Source organism: Eggerthella timonensis (assembly GCF_900184265.1).
Taxonomy (GTDB): Bacteria; Actinomycetota; Coriobacteriia; order Coriobacteriales; family Eggerthellaceae; genus Eggerthella; species Eggerthella timonensis.
On the sequence record NZ_FXXA01000002.1, the window covers coordinates 235,028 to 251,570 of the forward strand.

Annotated in this window: 12 protein-coding genes; 7 read left to right on the forward strand and 5 right to left on the reverse strand. The window is 65.5% G+C overall.

Translation table 11 applies throughout. The features are described 5' to 3' along the window. Positions 1 to 370: 370 nt before the first annotated feature. Together C1A15_RS01045 and C1A15_RS01050 are read right to left on the reverse strand one after the other, a co-directional pair. Complete coding sequence (locus C1A15_RS01045) at positions 371 to 964, reverse strand: iron-sulfur cluster assembly scaffold protein (protein WP_101720859.1); 594 nt, start codon at positions 962 to 964, stop codon at positions 371 to 373. Positions 965 to 1,050: 86 nt separating this feature from the next. Further along, positions 1,051 to 2,025 (reverse strand): hypothetical protein, encoded by a 975-nt coding sequence (locus C1A15_RS01050; protein WP_101720860.1) that lies wholly within the window; start codon positions 2,023 to 2,025, stop codon positions 1,051 to 1,053. A 147-nt stretch (positions 2,026 to 2,172) separates the two neighbouring features. Here C1A15_RS01050 and C1A15_RS01055 point away from each other — a divergent pair, with 147 nt between their 5' ends. The 3 genes from C1A15_RS01055 (at position 2,173) to C1A15_RS01065 (ending at position 6,098) form a co-directional block, all read left to right on the forward strand. Beyond that, positions 2,173 to 3,726 (forward strand): helix-turn-helix transcriptional regulator, encoded by a 1,554-nt coding sequence (locus C1A15_RS01055; protein WP_101720861.1) that lies wholly within the window; start codon positions 2,173 to 2,175, stop codon positions 3,724 to 3,726. Positions 3,727 to 3,807: 81 nt separating this feature from the next. Next, positions 3,808 to 5,010 (forward strand): 4Fe-4S binding protein, encoded by a 1,203-nt coding sequence (locus tag C1A15_RS01060; RefSeq protein WP_101720862.1) that lies wholly within the window; start codon positions 3,808 to 3,810, stop codon positions 5,008 to 5,010. A gap of 50 nt (positions 5,011 to 5,060) precedes the next feature. Next, positions 5,061 to 6,098, forward strand: a complete 1,038-nt coding sequence (locus C1A15_RS01065) for a threonine aldolase family protein (RefSeq protein WP_101720863.1) — start codon at positions 5,061 to 5,063, stop codon at positions 6,096 to 6,098. A 68-nt stretch (positions 6,099 to 6,166) separates the two neighbouring features. Here C1A15_RS01065 and C1A15_RS01070 read toward each other — a convergent pair whose 3' ends face one another. Then, positions 6,167 to 7,078 (reverse strand): acetamidase/formamidase family protein, encoded by a 912-nt coding sequence (locus C1A15_RS01070; protein ID WP_101720864.1) that lies wholly within the window; start codon positions 7,076 to 7,078, stop codon positions 6,167 to 6,169. Positions 7,079 to 7,246: 168 nt separating this feature from the next. On the opposite strand from C1A15_RS01070, the gene C1A15_RS01075 reads away from it, so the two are divergent. Beyond that, positions 7,247 to 7,654 carry a DUF302 domain-containing protein gene (locus C1A15_RS01075; RefSeq protein ID WP_101720865.1) on the forward strand — a complete coding sequence of 136 codons (408 nt, stop codon included), beginning with the start codon at positions 7,247 to 7,249 and terminating at the stop codon, positions 7,652 to 7,654. Positions 7,655 to 7,710: 56 nt separating this feature from the next. Here C1A15_RS01075 and C1A15_RS01080 read toward each other — a convergent pair whose 3' ends face one another. Continuing rightward, complete coding sequence (locus C1A15_RS01080) at positions 7,711 to 9,162, reverse strand: sodium-dependent transporter (RefSeq protein ID WP_101720866.1); 1,452 nt, start codon at positions 9,160 to 9,162, stop codon at positions 7,711 to 7,713. Positions 9,163 to 9,273: 111 nt separating this feature from the next. Continuing rightward, positions 9,274 to 9,822 (reverse strand): DUF308 domain-containing protein, encoded by a 549-nt coding sequence (locus C1A15_RS01085; RefSeq protein ID WP_101720867.1) that lies wholly within the window; start codon positions 9,820 to 9,822, stop codon positions 9,274 to 9,276. 301 nt (positions 9,823 to 10,123) lie between these two features. Between C1A15_RS01085 and C1A15_RS01090 the strand changes: the two genes are divergently transcribed. From C1A15_RS01090 to C1A15_RS01100, 3 genes are all read left to right on the forward strand, one after another. After that, the gene (locus C1A15_RS01090) at positions 10,124 to 11,611 is read left to right on the forward strand and encodes a LuxR C-terminal-related transcriptional regulator (protein ID WP_101720868.1); all 1,488 of its coding nucleotides are present in this window, start codon (positions 10,124 to 10,126) and stop codon (positions 11,609 to 11,611) included. 597 nt (positions 11,612 to 12,208) lie between these two features. Further along, positions 12,209 to 13,774, forward strand: coding sequence for a flavocytochrome c (locus tag C1A15_RS01095; RefSeq protein WP_101720869.1), 1,566 nt, complete (start codon positions 12,209 to 12,211; stop codon positions 13,772 to 13,774). Between the two features lie 321 nt (positions 13,775 to 14,095). After that, entirely contained in the window at positions 14,096 to 16,537 is a 2,442-nt protein-coding gene (locus C1A15_RS01100) for a molybdopterin-dependent oxidoreductase (protein ID WP_101720870.1), read from the forward strand. The last annotated feature ends 6 nt before the right edge of the window (positions 16,538 to 16,543 follow it).

The window sequence follows — 16,543 nt, forward strand, 5'->3', positions numbered from 1 at the left end:
ATCGGGAAAAATTTTCGGTATTTTACCGTATCAGGCCAGCAGGGGCTCAAAACTCCCCGCGAAAGCAGGAAAACCGCCCGATGCGGCAGGAAAAGACGGATTCGGAGCGGCCGGAAACGGGTTCCGACCGCCAAATTCCGAGCTTCGGTACTATATCAAGAAAAAATTGCGAATTCTTTACCGTAGCGGCCCCGCAACCGGACATCCTCCGCTTCTGCATCTGATCGCCGTCGGCATGCGCCTGGACCGTTCGGCGCAGCGCTCCCGTAGCAGCAGGACGAGAAGAGGGCGCTGCCGAAGCCGGCGCAGATAGCCATCCTGGGCGGGGCAACCTGCGCGCTTCGCAAGCTCGACGACAACAAGCGCGATTTTACGCCCCTGCCACCTTCAACTCGACCCGCGTGGAGCGGAAAGAGCAATGCTCGCAGATGATGCAGGGGATGCCCATGGCGTTGCAGGGGACGACGGCATCAAGCTCTTCGAGCGTGGCGCCGCGGTGCGCGAGGTAGTCGCCGATGAGGGCGCGGATGGCCTCGATGGCGAAGTGGAGCGTGTACACTTTGTCCACGGGAACGCCGTCGAGCGCCGTCTTCACATCGTCGGTGGTGATGGCCAGGGCCTCGTCGAACGTGCATCCCTCGAGCATGGAGCACACCACGCTGGCGCACCCCGTGACGGCCAGACAGCCGCGCGCCTTGAAGCCCACACGCACGAACGTCTCGGTTTCGGGGTCGATGACGGCGAACAGGCGCAGCGCCACCTCGCCGCGCTTCGACTTGCCCACCATGCTCTGGGCATTGAACCCCTCGGGGGCGCCGCCGTTGCGGAAGTTCGCCACCACGGACAGCAGCGTATCGGAATACCCCGTCACGCCGTCCTCGATCTCGGTTTGGTACACGTCGGCCGTGCGCAGCACGTGGCGATCCTGCACCTCGCGGTATACGTTGCGCGCCTCGTCTTCCATGAAAAGCCCCTTTCATCGGCGTCGTAGCGGCGTTGCGCGCGCCGGCACTCGGACGCCGTTCATGCCGGCCGAAACCGGCGTTCGGTTTACAGAAACATGTCGCGCTCGACGGAGTTCCACTCCGCGAGCGACGCCGCGTACGTGGGCGTGAGGTACTCGGTCGAGAAGTAGTACACGTCGCCGTTCGAGGCGGTAACAGTGTCGAGATCGGGGTAGGCTCCGCTGTCGCGAACAGTGCGCCACAGCTCGTCGATCTCGTCGGCCGACAGGCTGAACGGCTCGTTGGACAGCGACGACGCCTCCATCGGGCGCGGGTACTTCCGCGACTCGTCGCGCACGCATTCCACGAACGTGAGCACGCGATCGTCCTCGCTGGCGAGGAACGCCCAGCGCGCGTACGCGTCGGTCATGCGCTCGGTGGAGTACAGGTAGTAGCTGTGCTTGCCGACAAGCGCCACGATGTCGCCGCAGGGAAGGGCGTCGGGGGCGTCGTCGGGGGCTGAGTTTGCGCGTGCGCCGCCGTCCCGCTCGGGATCCTCCGGTTCCGTGACTTCCGACGCTGCCGCATCCTCCGGCTCGGGCTCCTCTTCCACGCGCAGCATGCGGGGCACGCCCACCGCGCGGGTCGCCGTGCGAACGGGGGCCGCAGAAGCCGCAGCGACACGCTCGTCGCGCTCGCCCTTGCGCTCCTCGAGGTACTCGTACACGAACATCTCCCAATCGTCGGCGGCGAAATGCGCCGGCACGAGGCCCGCGTCCAGCCAGTGCGCCGGTTGGACCAGCTTGCCGTCGCCCGAGTGCGCGCGCACGTCCTCGAACACCGCTGCCAGGAACAGACGCTCCACCTCTTCGTCGCTCATGGCCGTCTCGCCGGAAGCCTCGTCCTGACCGGCTTCGGCCGCCACTTCGGCAACGTGTTCCCATGCGGGCATCGCCACAGGGGCGCCCTCGGTTTCGGCATCGGCAGAGGTATCCAGGCCGAGCGCTTCGACATCTTCCCCCTGCTCAGCCATCGCGCGGATCACCTCGTCCCGAATTCGCTGAGCTTCTTCATCAACCATTAGCACGCTCCTTTGTCATGCGCTTGTTTCCGTATGGTATGATGACCCACGGCGCGCGGCCCGCATCCCCTCTTTCAGGATAAATCGAGGCGAATGGGACGTACGCCCGCGTCAACTGCGTACCGAGCACGGGGAGGGAGTGTACGGTTGGGCGCACGCACCACAACTGAACCGACGTCCGAGGGCGCCGAGCAAAGCCATGCTTATCGCGGAATCAGCGGAACGATACGCCGTTACGCTCCGCTCTGGCCGCTTATCCTGGGATTGGCTTTCGGCCGAGCGGGCCTCATCGTCAACAGCTACGGCAGTTACACGAGCACCGACGAGGGCATCTTCACCGACGGCGCCATGTTGGTGGCACTGTCCGTTTTGGCGCTGTTCCTCGTCGCGCTGATCGTCAGCAAGCGAACCATCAGCAAGCACACCACCAACGTGGTCATGCGCATCTGCGTGGCGCTGGAAGCGTTCGCGCTCGTGGCGATGGCGGCGTTCGACTTGCTCGCCGTCGGCGGAGCAGCCGAACGCTTCGCGCTGAGCGCGCTGTGTACCCTTGTGTCGTCCGGGGCCATCTATTACTGGCTGCGCCGCGCTCGCGGTACGAGCACCACCGCCGCGGCGGTATTCGTGTTCGTCGCGCTCATCATCAGCGAAGTGGAAATCTACCTGTGCACGCTGCTTCCCGTGTTCGCCGGCAACTTCGTCGCGGCCGTGCTCGTGCTGCTGCAATACCCCTGCGCGCTTTGGGCGCGCAAGCAGCGGCAGCCCCATGCCATCGTATCGCCGACGCAGGCTAACGACTACTTCGGATTCTCCAAGACCATGCTGCAGAGCAAGCAGTTTCTCGCGGCGACCGCGCTGGGCATCGGCTGTCTTTCCATCGTCATAGGCTTGCTGCGCGGTTACCCCGACGGCACGTCCATCGCGTTCACGCCGGTGACACGCGCGGCCTACGGCGCCCTTACCATCGGCATCAGCGCCGCGCTCGTCGCGCTCGTGCTGAAGCGGAGGCAGCATGTGATGACCATCGGCATCTTCGTGGTCATGGAGCTGCTGGCATGCTTCGCCTTGATCGCGTACGCGGCGTTCCCCGACATGCTGGACATCGGCGCGGTGTTCACCACCACGCTCAACGCGCTGATGGTGGGGTTCACCTGGTACATCATCATCGCGTTCATGAGCTACGGCTGGCGCGACCCGTACTATTACGCCATCGCGGGATGGCTCGTGTGGCTGGGCTGCCGCGCCGTGGCGCGCATCGCGCTGCTGGGAACCCACGAGCTTTTCTCGAACGACATCCTCATGAGCGCCGTGATGGGCGCGATGGTGGTCGTATCGACGCAGGTGGTGTTCGTGCAGTTCCTCAACATCGCCCGGCATACCGCCGAGGAGCAGGACGAGCAGAGCGCGCGGCGCCAGAGCATGCTCAAGATCATGGGCCTCGACGAGCACGAGAGCCTTGCCGACATGCGCCAAGCATCCATGAAGCACAACGCCGAGGAGATGGGCAAGCAGTTCCTGCTGTCCGACCGCGAGATCGAGGTGATGGCGCTGTACGCGCTGGGCTATACGCAGAAGCGCGTGGCCGAGGAGCTGTTCATCACGCAGGGGACCGCCCATGCGCACATCAAGCGCATCTACGCTAAAACCGGCTTGCACTCCCGTCAGGAGATCCTCGACTATCTTGAGCAGTACGCGTCGTAGAATAAGGATACGTCGCCCGTGCTTCGCATCGCGAGCAGGGCGATCGGCGACGATACGAGAAGAACACCCAGGGGGAACGGGATGCCGAATCTCATCGACATAGCGCAGCGCCTGGCCGAGCGACCGGCCGTGGCGCTGCTGCACGAAGAGCGCTGCCTGCCCGAGCGCGATCTGGGCTCCACCTGCGCGCGCTGCGCCGAGGCGTGCCCGGTCGCCGCCATCGTGGTGGGCGCGGGTCGCGGCGAGGACGATGCACCGGCCGCCGCGTACGGTTCCGTGACGAAAGACGGCCCCACCGGGCCTCGCATCGACGATGACGCATGCGTGCGCTGCGGCCGGTGCATCACGGCGTGCCCCACGGCTGCGCTGCTGGCGGTCGCGCCGCTCGACGACGACACGCTGCTGAACGCGAGCGCGGCGGCGGGAGCGGCGGCGGGCGCGGTGCAGCAGGAAGAAGCGCCCGAAGATGCCGAACCCTCGTGCGCGGGCTTCGTGTGCGAGCGAGCCGTGCGCGAAAGAGTCGGACGCATCGACGCCGAGCGCACGGTGACGCTGCCCTGCCTCGCCTGGGTGGACGAGGCGCTCATCGTGCACATGGCTTGCGCGGGCGCGCAGCGCATCGCGCTGCTAACGGCCCCTTGCGCCTCATGCGCGCACGCCGCCGCCGTGAGCGCGCTGCCGCAGACGGCGGACGCGGCTCAGCGCATCCTCGACATGTGGCAGCTCGATGCCGCCGTGAGCATCGTCGATGCCGTGGACGACGTAGCCGCGTCTGACGACGAGGACGCCGCGGGCGAAGTGTCGCGACGCGGCCTGTTCTCGCAAGCGCGTTCGGCGCTGATGGAAGCTGCCACCGACGCCGCATCGGCGCAGATCGACGCGCTGGCCGGCCGTCGCGCCGCCGACGCTCCCGCGCCCGAGCCCGACCGCCGACGCTGGCAGCTGCTCGACGACCTGCACGACGCGGGTCTTCCCGCAGACGGCACGGTCGTGCCGCGCACGCTCGCACCGCGCGTGGACATCGACGCCGAACGCTGCTCGGGCTGCGCGCTGTGCGCCGGCTTCTGTCCCACGCAGGCGCTGCGCAAGGCGGGCAAGGCCGACGGCGGGCGCACGCTGCTCGAGTTCGACGCGGCCCTGTGCCGCGACTGCGGCACCTGCACGGACACCTGCCGCTACGTTGCGATCTCCCGCGAAGAGACGCTCACCGTCTCCGAGCTGTTCGCGCTCGAGCCGCGCGCCATACGCATACCCAAACGCCGCGTGCTGCCCAGCCGCCGCTGAGCCGCCGCGCGCCACCGTCCCCTAGACCCACCGGAAAGGACCGACCCCCTATGCTCCACTTCGACAGTGACTACCTGGAAGGCGCCCATCCCGCGATCCTCGAGCGCCTGATGGCCACCAACCTCGACCAGACGTCGGGCTACGGCACCGACGAGGTGTGCGCGGCCGCGCGCGATCGCATCCGCGCGGCATGCGCGTGCCCCGACGCGGCCGTGTACTTCCTCGTGGGCGGCACGCAGGCCAACGCGGCCGTCGCCGACCAGATCCTGCGGCCGTGGGAGGGCATCGTATCGGCCACGACCGGCCACATCACCGCGCACGAGGCCGGTGCCGTGGAGGCGTGCGGACGCAAAACGCTGCCGCTGCCCCAGCACGACGGCAAGTTGGACGCCGCCGAGGTGCGCACGCTCTGCGAGGCGTACTGGGGCGACGAGAACCGCGAGCATATCGTGGCACCCGGTGCCGTGTACATCTCGCATCCCACCGAATACGGCACCGTGTACTCCCTGGCCGAGCTGGAAGCGCTCGCGCAGGTGTGCCGCGACTTCGACATGCGGCTGTTCATGGACGGCGCGCGCCTGGGCTACGGCCTGGCCGCCGTGGGCACCGACGTCACGCTGGCCGACATCGCGCGTTTGTGCGACGCGTTCTACATCGGCGGCACGAAGGTGGGCGCGTTCTGCGGCGAGGCCGTCGTGTTCACGAAACCGGGGCTCGACGACCACTTCTTCACGCTCATGAAGAAGCGCGGGGCGCTGCTGGCGAAGGGACGCTTCCTGGGCTTGCAGTTCGACGTGCTGTTCGACCAGGTTGAGGGCGAGCTGCGCTACGAGCGCATCGGCCGCCACGCCGTCGAGCTGGCGCAGCGCATCGCCGAGGGCTTCCGCGCGAAGGGCTACGAGCTGCACCTCGATTCGCCCACGAACCAGCAGTTCATCGTGCTGGACGACGAGACGAAGGCGCGCTTGGCCGAGCATGCGTCGTTCGGCTTCTGGGAGCGCACGCCCGACGGCCGCACCGTCGTCCGCTTCGCCACCAGCTGGGCCACCCGTCCCGAAAGCGTGGACGAGCTGATCGCGCTGCTGTAACACGAAAAAGCCCCGAGTCCGCTTCGCGGCGGGCTCGGGGCTTCGTTGCGCTCTCGGCGCGGTTGGCGCTACGGCTGCGGAACCAGCGGCGAGAAATCGACCAGCTTCGGCGTGCCCACGCGCAAGCTCAGCTGCACCTCGCACGGCTTGCACGCCTGCGAGAGCTCCACGTCGCTCTGCACCGACATGTACATGTAGGTGTCGATGGCGTCCCATCCCGTGATGCGCATGAGCAGGCGCTGCAGCTCCTTGCATCCGTTCATCAGCGCCTCGTCGAACTCTTGCGCGCTCGCGTTCACGTACCACTTGCCGTGCGGGCCGAACGTCTCCAGCACGGGCCAGTTCAGCTCGAAGTCCTTCACGAGCGACACCTTCACCGTGATGTCGGCTGCGATCTCGATGCCCGTGCCGCACAGCTCGGCGTCGCCCATCGTGGCGTGCACGTCGCCCATCTGCAGCAGCGCGCCCGGCACGCGCACGGGGAAGTACAGGCGCGTCCCCTTCGTGATCAGCTTGTTGTCCAGGTTGCCGCCGTGCGCGCCCACGAAACCGTCGATGACGTCCTCGCCGTCGGGCGCGGTGCCGATGACGCCGATCATCGGGTCGATGGGGAACTTCACGCCGTTGAAGTCGGCCATGCCGCCCTCGATGGGGATGATCTTGCTGCGATAGTCCGTCGTCTCGAACAGCGGGCCGCAATGGTCGTCGGTTGCGATGACGCCGTGGTCGGCCACCTGCACGTCGTAGATGTCCACCACCAGCACGTCGCCCGGCTCGGCGCCCTCGATGTACACGGGGCCGGCGGCCGGGTTCGTGAACCCGTAGGAGAAGTTGAGGTCCTTCATCGTGATGTCTTCACTGGGAATGCGCCCGGCGAAACAGTCCTGCGTCTTGAACAGCAGCACGTCGCCCGGACGGGCGGTCGCGCACGGCGCGTTGTCCTTGGAAAACTTGATGACCTGATCCTCGATGACCTGCATGGTTCCTCCTTTGGTTGATGACGCGATCTCGCCAACGCGTGATAGGGCTAGTATACCGCTGCGCGTTCGCTTTCCCTCGCGCAACCGCTGCCCAACAAAGCGCGCTTTTCGAGCGCAAACGCGCTATCGTGAAGCACGACAGCGGCCTCAAACGTCGAAGGAGCCCCTATGAGCGAATCGGAAGCGCGCAATCTCTGCCTGGTCGAAGGGCGTCTGCCCGTGGACGAGACGGTTCACCGCCTCAAGGACGAACTGAAGGCGCGCTCTATTCCCGTGTTCGCCACGTTCGACCACGCCCGGAACGCCGAAGACGTGGGGCTCAGCCTGCGTCCCACCGTGGTCGTGGTGTTCGGCTCGCCCCAGGTTGGTACCGTGCTCATGCAGGCCGACCAGCGCATATCGCTCGAGCTGCCCCTGCGCATTGCCGTTTGGGAGGACGAGGCGGGCCGCACGCAGCTCGCATTCCCCGCCATGAAAGAGCTCGCAGGCCGCTACGGGTTGGGCGACCAACCCATCATCGCGAAGATGCAGCAGCTTCTGGAGGGCCTGGCGAACCAGGCCGCCGACAACCGATAAACGACCCTGCGCCAGCGCCTCCTGTGCGCAGGGCTCGCAAAGGCCGCCGCCCGTCGCTACGACAGCCCCAGCCACGTGGCGAACTTCGGCACATATCCCATTACGAAGATCACGATGATGAGCGCCGGGATGCCGAACTTCAGCCACAAGCGCGACCAGGCGGGGAACTTCACGCCTTTGCCGGTGTCGGCCTCGGCCAGAAAGTTATCCCAGCCCCAGCCGCCCTTCGTCACGCAGAACAGCACGTAGAACAGACTGCCCAGCGGCAGCAGGTTGTTCGACACGATGAAGTCCTCGATGGACTGGATGTCGCCGATAGCCGGAATCTGCACGCCAGCCAGCACGTTGAACCCGAGGGCGCACGGCAGGCTGAGCACCGTCACAATGATGGCCGTGCGCGCGACGGCGGTCTTGCGCGTCCAACCCCACTTGTCCATCGACCAGCTGATGAGATTCTCGAACACCGCGATGATGGTGGACAGCGCGGCAAAGCTCATGAACACGAAGAACAGCGCGCCCCACAGCTGCCCCATCGGCATCTGGTTGAACACGCTGGGCAGCGTGACGAACACGAGCCCCGGGCCGCTGTCGGGCTGCACGGCGAACGCGAAGCACGCGGGGAAGATGATGAGGCCCGCCACGAGCGCCACGGCGGTATCGAGACCGCAGATGCGCAGCGCCTCGCCGGTGAGCGAGCGCTCCTTGCCGATGTAGCTGCCGAAGATCTCCATGGCCGAGATGCCCAGCGACAGCGTGAAGAACGCTTGGCCCATAGCCGCGTACACCGCGTCGCCGAACGTTGCCCATTGTTCGGCGGTCGTGGCGCCGGCGAACAGCTTACCGAAGTCGGGGATAAGGTAGAACTTGAGGCCCTCGAGACCGCCCGGCAGCGTGACCGCACGCACCACGAGCACCGCCATGATGCCCAAGAGGCAGATCATCATCACCTTCGTGATGCGCTCGACGCCCTTCTGCAAGCCCAGGCTGCACACGAGGAAACCCAGCACGATGACCACGAGCATCCAGCCGACCAGCTCGGTGGGGTTCGCCAGCATGTCGTTGAACACGGCGCCGACGCCCGCGCTGTCCAGGCCGTTGAACGCGCCCGTGCCCATCTTCACCACGAACGACAGCATCCAGCCGCCCACCGTGGTGTAGAACATCATGAGCACCATGCACCCGATATAGCCCCACCACGAGAACCAGTGCCACTTCCGCGAAGGCTGCAGCGTATCGAACGCCACCGCCGAGCTCTTCTGGCTGGCACGGCCCACGGCAAACTCCATGACCATGACGGGAAGGCCCAGGATGACGAGGAACACGAGGTACATGAGCACGAACGCCGCGCCGCCGTACTCGCCCGTGATGTAGGGAAAGCGCCACACGTTGCCCAAGCCGATGGCGCACCCTGCGGAAATCAAGATGAAGCCCAGACGCGAGCCGAACCGCTCGCGCTTGGCGATGCCGGATCCGGCCTCGGCCGCGCCGCTCCCCTTGCCGTTGCTCATACCATACCTCTCCCGCTGATTCTTGTACAAAATTGCTCGTAAGAAAAGCGTTACGATTGTAGCGTAAGAATCGAAAGGTTGAGGCTTTGAGAGCTAATTCTTAGTGCTCGCCTAACGCGCTTCTTTCATCATGCGGGCGAGGCGGCGCTCGATGACGAGGTCGGCCACGCCTTTCACGATGAGCAGCACGCCCAGCACCAGCACGAACATCGCCGTTGTGGCGAACGGGTTCACGATGATGACGAGGCCGCCGATGGCGATGATCGCGCTGAGGATCAGCGTGACGACCCACGTGCTGCCCTGGTACGCGCGTAGCTCGACCGAGCGCACGGCGTTCACGATGCCGCCGATGGTGAGCAGGATGCCCAGAATGAACGAGAAGAACCCGCCCACTGCCTCGGGAAACAGGAACACGAGCAGCGCCAGCACGAGCAGCAGGATGGCGTTCGCCAACACGCCGGCGGAGCGATAGCGCGCGCCCGACGAGCGGAAGTACGCCACGAGCGACGCGACGCCCGACACCGCCAGGTACAGCGCCAGCAGGTACACGACGGTGAGGATCGTGACGCCCGGCCAGAACGCGAGGAAGATGCCCAGCGCGATAGACGTGACGGCCTGCGCAAGCATATTGGAGCGCAGCGCTTCGAGAAACGATTTCATAATGCCTCCGTTCCGAGCGATTGAAGGTGACTCCCTCTATCATAATGCGTTCCGGGCGCGTATACGGTATCCGATGCGTAACGGGTACGAGGCCGCAGCGGTGCGGTGTTGCAGCGGCGCCGTGATGCCACGGTGCGGTGTCGCCGCGATACCGCCATGCCGCTGTGTCGCAATGCTGCAGGTGCCGCAACGTCGCGGTGCCGCCATGCCGCAACGTTGCAACGCCGCGATGCCGCGCGAAACCCGCCGCGGGCGCATTATAATGATGCGACGCAGCCTCGGAGGCCACGACGGAGGGGATATGGGGACCACGAACAAGCAGAACGACGCGAAGCAGCCGGGCACGCCAGATCAGCGGCGCTACCCCATTGCCGTCATCGGCTTCACCTGCCTGTACGCCGTGTGCGTGTCGTTCTTCTATTCCAGCTTGCTGGTTGACCGGCCGAGCTTCTCGCCCGCGATGTTCGACAACGTGCTGAACCCCTCGATTTTCGGTGCGTCGTTGCTGTTCTCGCTGCTCGCGCGCTCGAAGCTGCCCTTCGGCCGCACGATGTACCTGGCGGTGGGCTACGCCGGGTTCGCACTGGCGCTGGGCGGCACGTTTTTCGCCGCGGCGACGTCGCTCGACACCGCTGTAGTCGCCTCGTCGGCACTGGCAGCCGGCATCGGCATGGGGCTGGTCATGCCCTTCTACTTCGAAGCGTTCGCCCGCTACTCGTCGCGCCGCATCGCCATCGCGTTCGGCATCATGTCGCTGGGCGGTATGGCGGCGAACATGCTGCTGGGATTCGCACCCGACATCGTCTCGCTCGTCGCGCATGCGGTGCTGCTCGCCGCATCGGCGCTGTGCTTGGGCTTCGCGCTCCGCACGGAGCACGCTCCCGACGCACGCCGCGATGATTCGCCGCATACGCGCAGCGCGCTCTCGAAGCACGACTTCCTCGACGTATTCCTCGTATCGGGCGTGTGCACGTTCGCCCTGTCCATCGTGTACGGCATCCTCGACACCGCCGCCACGGGCAGCAGCGCCTCGCCCGCCACGTCGATCCTCATCTCGCAGTTCGGCGGCATCGCGGCGGCCGTCGTGTTCCTCGCTTACTTTGGCACGCGCGCGAAACCTGCGCCGTCGCTGCTGTTCAACGTGGTGTTCGGCATCCTGGCCACCGGCATCCTGTTCTTGCCGTTCTTGTCAAACGACTACGCCGTATCGCTGAACATCCTGGCCGCCGCCGGATGGAAGCTCGTCATGCTGGCACTGTTCTACCTCGTGGTCACCACGTACGCGCACAGTCGCACGAAGCTGCTCGTGGGCATTTCGCTGGCGTACGCGCTGCCTCGATTCGGACTGTTCGTTGGGCAGAACGTGGCACAGCTATTGGGCGTGGGCAGCACGGCCGACTTCGTGCGCACCACGGCGGTGGCGTTTTTCCTGCTGTACCTCATCCTCATGGTCATCTGGATGGTGAACTCGCACGAGCGCAAGCGCGCCGAGTCGCAGGCGCGCGCCGCCGACGAGCTGCTCGGTCGTTTCGCGCAAGAGCAGGAGAGCGTGCGCCAGCTGCGATGCAACGCGCTGGCCGACGACCACGGGCTGACCAACCGCGAGAAGGACATCCTGTACCTGCTGGCCCAAGGGCGCGACCTCGCGTTCATCTGCGAAACGCTGTTCCTGTCGAAGAACACGGTGAAGAGCTATCAGAAGACCATTTACGCGAAGCTCGACGTCCACAGCAAGCAGGAGATCATCGACCTCGTGCACGGCGAAAGCCGAAACCCTGCGAAATTCTGAACGCAACGCTGCCGTCGGGAGCGGAGTCGGTGACAGGGGCCTCGCAGCACGAGCCGGGAAGCCGGCAGCGCCGCCTCCCCGACAAAGCCGCCTTCAGGCGCGGCGTCATGCGCATATATCGACTGCGCTGAGCCAGCAAAACCCCGAAATCTGGTAGGTTTTGCACGATATTCATCCTCGCATCGGCTAGCCCGCAGCCGCTAAAGCCCGGTCGATTTCTCCGACCTGGGATAACGGATCGCGTGCAAGTCGAAACGTCGGTTACGACCCCAGTTCCGCAGCCCCAGATGCTGAATATCGTGCAAAACCGACCACAAGACGCGAATTCTCTGGCGCAGCTTCGTCGCACCAAGCTGGTCGACGCCACGCAACCGAGTGCGCAATGCCGACGGAAGAAGCGCCCCCAGGCGAGCATCGGCAAGCTCGCGTCTCCATAACCCCTGGTCGTGCACCCCACCTCAAGGGGGGTTTCGCAGTTTCCCGCTTCGGGTGGGGTGCGCGCGACCCGCTACGCCCGTACGCTGGGCCCCAGCAGATGCGCTTTCGGCGCGTCGAGCATCAGGATCGCGAAGGATCGCAAAACGGAGGAGGCTTAGTATGGGGAACATCGCATCGAACGCAACGGGAGTGTCGCGCCGCTCGTTCATCACGGGAGCCGCAGCGGCAGGCGTGCTGGCAACGCTGGGCTTGGCCGGCTGTGCGCCGCAGGACAAGCAGACCGCATCGGCCGCCACGAACGGCGCCGACACGAAGTGGGACGAGGAGTGCGACGTCCTGGTCGTGGGCAGCGGGTACACGGGCCTGGCTGCAGCGCTCGAGGCGAAGAACGCCGGCGCGGACGTCAAGGTCATCGAGAAGACGGCGCGCGTGGGCGGCAACTCGGCGCTTGCAGCTGGCGACTTCGCCGTGTGCAACTCCAGCGTGCAAGAGCGCGAGGGCGTGCAGGACTCCGTCGAGCAGTACGTGGACGACATGATGGTGGCGGGCCTGTACCTCAACGACAAGGAGAAGTGCCGGGTGATCGCCGAGAAGTCCAACGAGACGTGGGAATGGACCATCGAGATGGGCGCCTCCTGGGCGAAGAACGACAACGACGAGTACTTCCTCTACCCGTACGGCGGCCACACCGTCATGCGCTCCATCGCGCAGGGCGACGGCGGCGGCGCGAACGTCACGGGCCCCTTCGCCGAGAAGCTCAAAGAGCTAGGCGTCGAAGTTGAGACGAAGCGCATGCTCACCCAGCTGGTGAAGGACGAGAGCGGCCGCGTGATCGGCGCTATCGTGCACGACAAGCCCAGCGGCAACGACGTGGAGAGCGGCACGCCCGTGGCCATCCGCGCCAAGAAAGCCGTGGTGCTGACCACCGGCGGGTTCGGCCGCGACCTGGCGTTCCGCCAGGCGCAGGACCCGCGCCTCGACGACTCCGTCGACTGCACGAACCAGGAAGGCGCCACGGCCGAGAGCCTGCGCGCCTCGGTGGCCGCCGGCGCGATGGCGGTGCACACCGACTGGATCCAGCTGCTGCCCTTCATGAGCCCCGACGAGCAGGGCTACGGCGTAGCCGCGTTCTACACCGACGGCCAGGCCAGCTACGCGCCCACGCTGAACGTCGCCACCGGTAAGCGCATCGTCAACGAGCTGACCGACCGCAAGCGCTACGCCGACGCCATTCTGGAGACCGGCCAGCCGTGCGTGCAGATCACGTGCAAGAAGGCGCTGTACGACGGCGGGACCGGTCTCGAGGGCGCCATCAAAGCCGGCATCACCACCGAATTTGCGTCCATCGAGGAGGCGGCCGAGCACTACGGCATGCCCGTCGACGCGGTGAAAGAGGAGATCGCCCGCTACAACACGTTCGTGGCGAACAAGGTTGACGAAGACTTCAAGAAGCCCATCCCCGACGACGCGCAGCCCATCGACGAGGCCCCGTTCTACGGCGTGCGTCTGTGGCCGAAGGTGCACCACTGCATGGGCGGCGTGAAGACCGACCTCGAGTGCCGCGTCGTCGACATGGACCTGCAGGTCATCCCCGGCCTGTACGCGGCAGGCGAAGCGGTGGGCGGCATCCACGGCGCGTGTCGCCTGGGTTCCTGCGCCACGGCCGACTGCCTGGTGAACGGCCGCATCGCCGGCCAAAACGCCGCTAAGGAGCAGACCGCCTAGCGGCGTGGCGCGGCGGGCGCCCCCACCCCGCACGCCGCGCCACGCCATCGTCGGTCGAAAGCCTCGGTTTTGGCCGTAAAACCGAGGCTTTCGACCGACGATCCCTCTCCAACCAACCCGCGTCGCCCCGCCTCCCCCTCCCCGGCGGGGCGACGACTGAGGCTCCGACTGCATCGGCGGCCGGAGCCTCAGTCGTCCAAATGGAGCGTTTCATGTGCCCAATTCTGGGCAGAACGGCATTCTTCTCCCCTCCATACTTGAAAGCGGTCCGCATCGGGGAAGCGCACGACAGGTGCGGATGACAAGGACGATAGGAGGAGCATGGACAAGAACAAGGAACATTCGCCCATCGAGTACGTGAAGGACGGCAAGCTCACGCGCCGGACGTTCGTGAAGGGAGCAGGCTGGATCACGGTCACCTCGGCCTTGGGATTCGGCGCCGTCGGTTGCTCGCCCGCCGGCGAGCAGCAAACCGACAAGAAGACGACGACGCCTGCCGACCCGAACGAGGGCGTCACGTACGCGCACGCGTGCTGCAACCTCAACTGTACGTCGCACTGCCATCTGAAAGCCCACATCAAAGACGGCACTATCATCACCGTCACGCCGGGCGACACGCCCGGGCGCGAGGACTACGCAAACGCCTGTCTGCGCGGCATGGCGCTCAGCCAGAAAACCCAGGACGAGAACGCGCGCGTGATGTACCCGATGAAGCGCACGGGCGAGCGCGGGTCGGGCGAGTTCGAGCGCATCTCGTGGGATCAGGCGATGGACGAGATCGCGCAAAAGCTGAACGAGACGAAGGACAAGCACGGCGAGCAGGCCGCCGGCTTCTACTCGTTCACCGGCAATTCGGGCAACCTCTCGATGAGCGCCCCCACCCGCTTCGCGGGCACGTTCGGCGGGACCGTCTTCGACATCGAGGGCATCATGGGCGACCAGGGCGCCAGCATGGGCATGATCCTCGCCTACGGCGTGAAGCGCGGCTCGCACGATACGCGCGACTACCTCAACTCGAACATGATCGTGCTGTGGGGCCGCAACGTGGCCGACACGCACACGTCCGAGTTCCGCTACCTCGTTGAAGCGCGCGAGAAGGGCGCGAAGATCGTCGTGGTGGACCCGCGCCTGTGCTCGTCGGCGACCATCGCCGATCAGTGGATTCCGCTCAAACCCCAAACCGACCCCGCGCTCGCGCTCGGCATGATGAACGTCATCATCGGCAACGACCTGCACGATAAGGAGTGGCTCGCCTCGTACAGCGTGGCCCCCTTCCTCGTCAAGGAGTCCGACGGCAGCTACCTCATGGACGGCGAAGACTGGATGGTGTGGGACACGGCCACCGACAGCGCCAAGAAGTACAACGAGGAAGGCGTCACGCCCGCGCTTTCGGGCACGTTCGACGCGAACGGCGAAGCGGTGCGCACGGCCTTCGACCGCCTGGTCGACGAGGTATCGAAGTACACGCTGCCCGTAACGGCCGAGATCACCGGCCTGTCCGAAGACGTCATCGAGACGTTCGCGCTGGAGTACGCCAACGCGAAGCCCGCCGGCATCCGCATGGGCCAGGGCATGCAGCGTGTGTGGAACTCGTTCTCGCCGTTCCGTACGGTTGCGACGCTCGCAGCCGTGACCGGATACGTGGGCGTCAAGGGCGGCGGGGCGTCGCATATGGGCGGCATCACAGCTGCTCAGCCGCATCCCGAAATCGAGAAGCCTGCGCTCGGCAACCCCGATTGGTCGAACACCGGAGACAAAAAGGCCGCCATGGTCAGAACGTCCACCATGTACGACCAGATCATGACAAAGGATCCGTACCCTCTCGACTTCCTGTGGTTCGCGAACTCGAACTTCGTTAACATGAGCCCCGATGCCAACAAGATCATCAACGAGGTACTCCCCAACGTTTCGACCATCGTGACGGTGGACCCCTACTGGACGTGGACGGCCAAGCAATCGGACTACGTGCTGCCCGCCTGCAATTACTGGGAGAAGTGGGACATCGAAGACCGCACGCCGTGGGTCATCATCAGCAAGCCCTGCATCGCGCCAATGGGCGAGAGCAAGTCCGATGCGGAGATCATGTCGCTGCTTGCGAAGAAAGTGGGCCTCGAAAAGCTTTGGGACAAGTCCGACGAGGAATGGGTGCGCGGGTTCATCAACTACGACCACCCCGCCTGGGAGGGCTTCGATTTCGACAAGGTGGCCGAAGAGGGCATCTTCGCCCGCGCGGACGCCATTTTCGATCCGCTGATCTTCCGACCCGACAACACGTTCCCCACGCCGTCGAAGCGCTTCCAGCTATACAACGAGGAACTCGTCCCGTTCGGCCAAGAGGTCCCCACGTACGAGCCGATGCTCGAGGACCCTTCAGGCGACCTCGGCCAGAAGTACCCGCTCGTGTACCTGCAATTCCACGACCGCCTGAACGTGCACTCGCAGCACATCCTCATCCCCGAGCTCAGCGTCGTGCAAAGCGAGCCGCTGCTTGAGATGAACCCCGTGGATGCGAAGGCGCGCGGCATCGAGCACGGCGACGTCGTCTCCATCGCGAACGACCGAGGCTCCTGCAAGATGAAGGCGTTTTTGACCGAAGGCATTCGCCCCGGCGCGGTGGCCACGGCAAGCGGCTGGACGCCCGAGCAGTTCATCGAGGGCAACTACCAGATGCTCACCCATTTCACGATCAACCCGACCGAAGAATTCATAGGCCAGACCAGTACCGCTTTCTATGATGTGTTGGTCGAAGTAGAGAAAGCGTAGGTGGAA

Bases quoted from the DNA above. Each gene is read 5' to 3' on its own strand.
- C1A15_RS01095 (WP_101720869.1), top strand. From the start codon at position 12,209: ATGGGGAACATCGCATCGAACGCAACGGGAGTGTCGCGCCGCTCGTTC.
- C1A15_RS01070 (WP_101720864.1), bottom strand. From the start codon at position 7,078: ATGCAGGTCATCGAGGATCAGGTCATCAAGTTTTCCAAGGACAACGCG.
- C1A15_RS01080 (WP_101720866.1), bottom strand. From the start codon at position 9,162: ATGAGCAACGGCAAGGGGAGCGGCGCGGCCGAGGCCGGATCCGGCATC.
- C1A15_RS01100 (WP_101720870.1), top strand. From the start codon at position 14,096: ATGGACAAGAACAAGGAACATTCGCCCATCGAGTACGTGAAGGACGGC.
- C1A15_RS01085 (WP_101720867.1), bottom strand. From the start codon at position 9,822: ATGAAATCGTTTCTCGAAGCGCTGCGCTCCAATATGCTTGCGCAGGCC.
- C1A15_RS01060 (WP_101720862.1), top strand. From the start codon at position 3,808: ATGCCGAATCTCATCGACATAGCGCAGCGCCTGGCCGAGCGACCGGCC.
- C1A15_RS01065 (WP_101720863.1), top strand. From the start codon at position 5,061: ATGCTCCACTTCGACAGTGACTACCTGGAAGGCGCCCATCCCGCGATC.
- C1A15_RS01075 (WP_101720865.1), top strand. From the start codon at position 7,247: ATGAGCGAATCGGAAGCGCGCAATCTCTGCCTGGTCGAAGGGCGTCTG.
- C1A15_RS01090 (WP_101720868.1), top strand. From the start codon at position 10,124: ATGGGGACCACGAACAAGCAGAACGACGCGAAGCAGCCGGGCACGCCA.
- C1A15_RS01045 (WP_101720859.1), bottom strand. From the start codon at position 964: ATGGAAGACGAGGCGCGCAACGTATACCGCGAGGTGCAGGATCGCCAC.
- C1A15_RS01050 (WP_101720860.1), bottom strand. From the start codon at position 2,025: ATGGTTGATGAAGAAGCTCAGCGAATTCGGGACGAGGTGATCCGCGCG.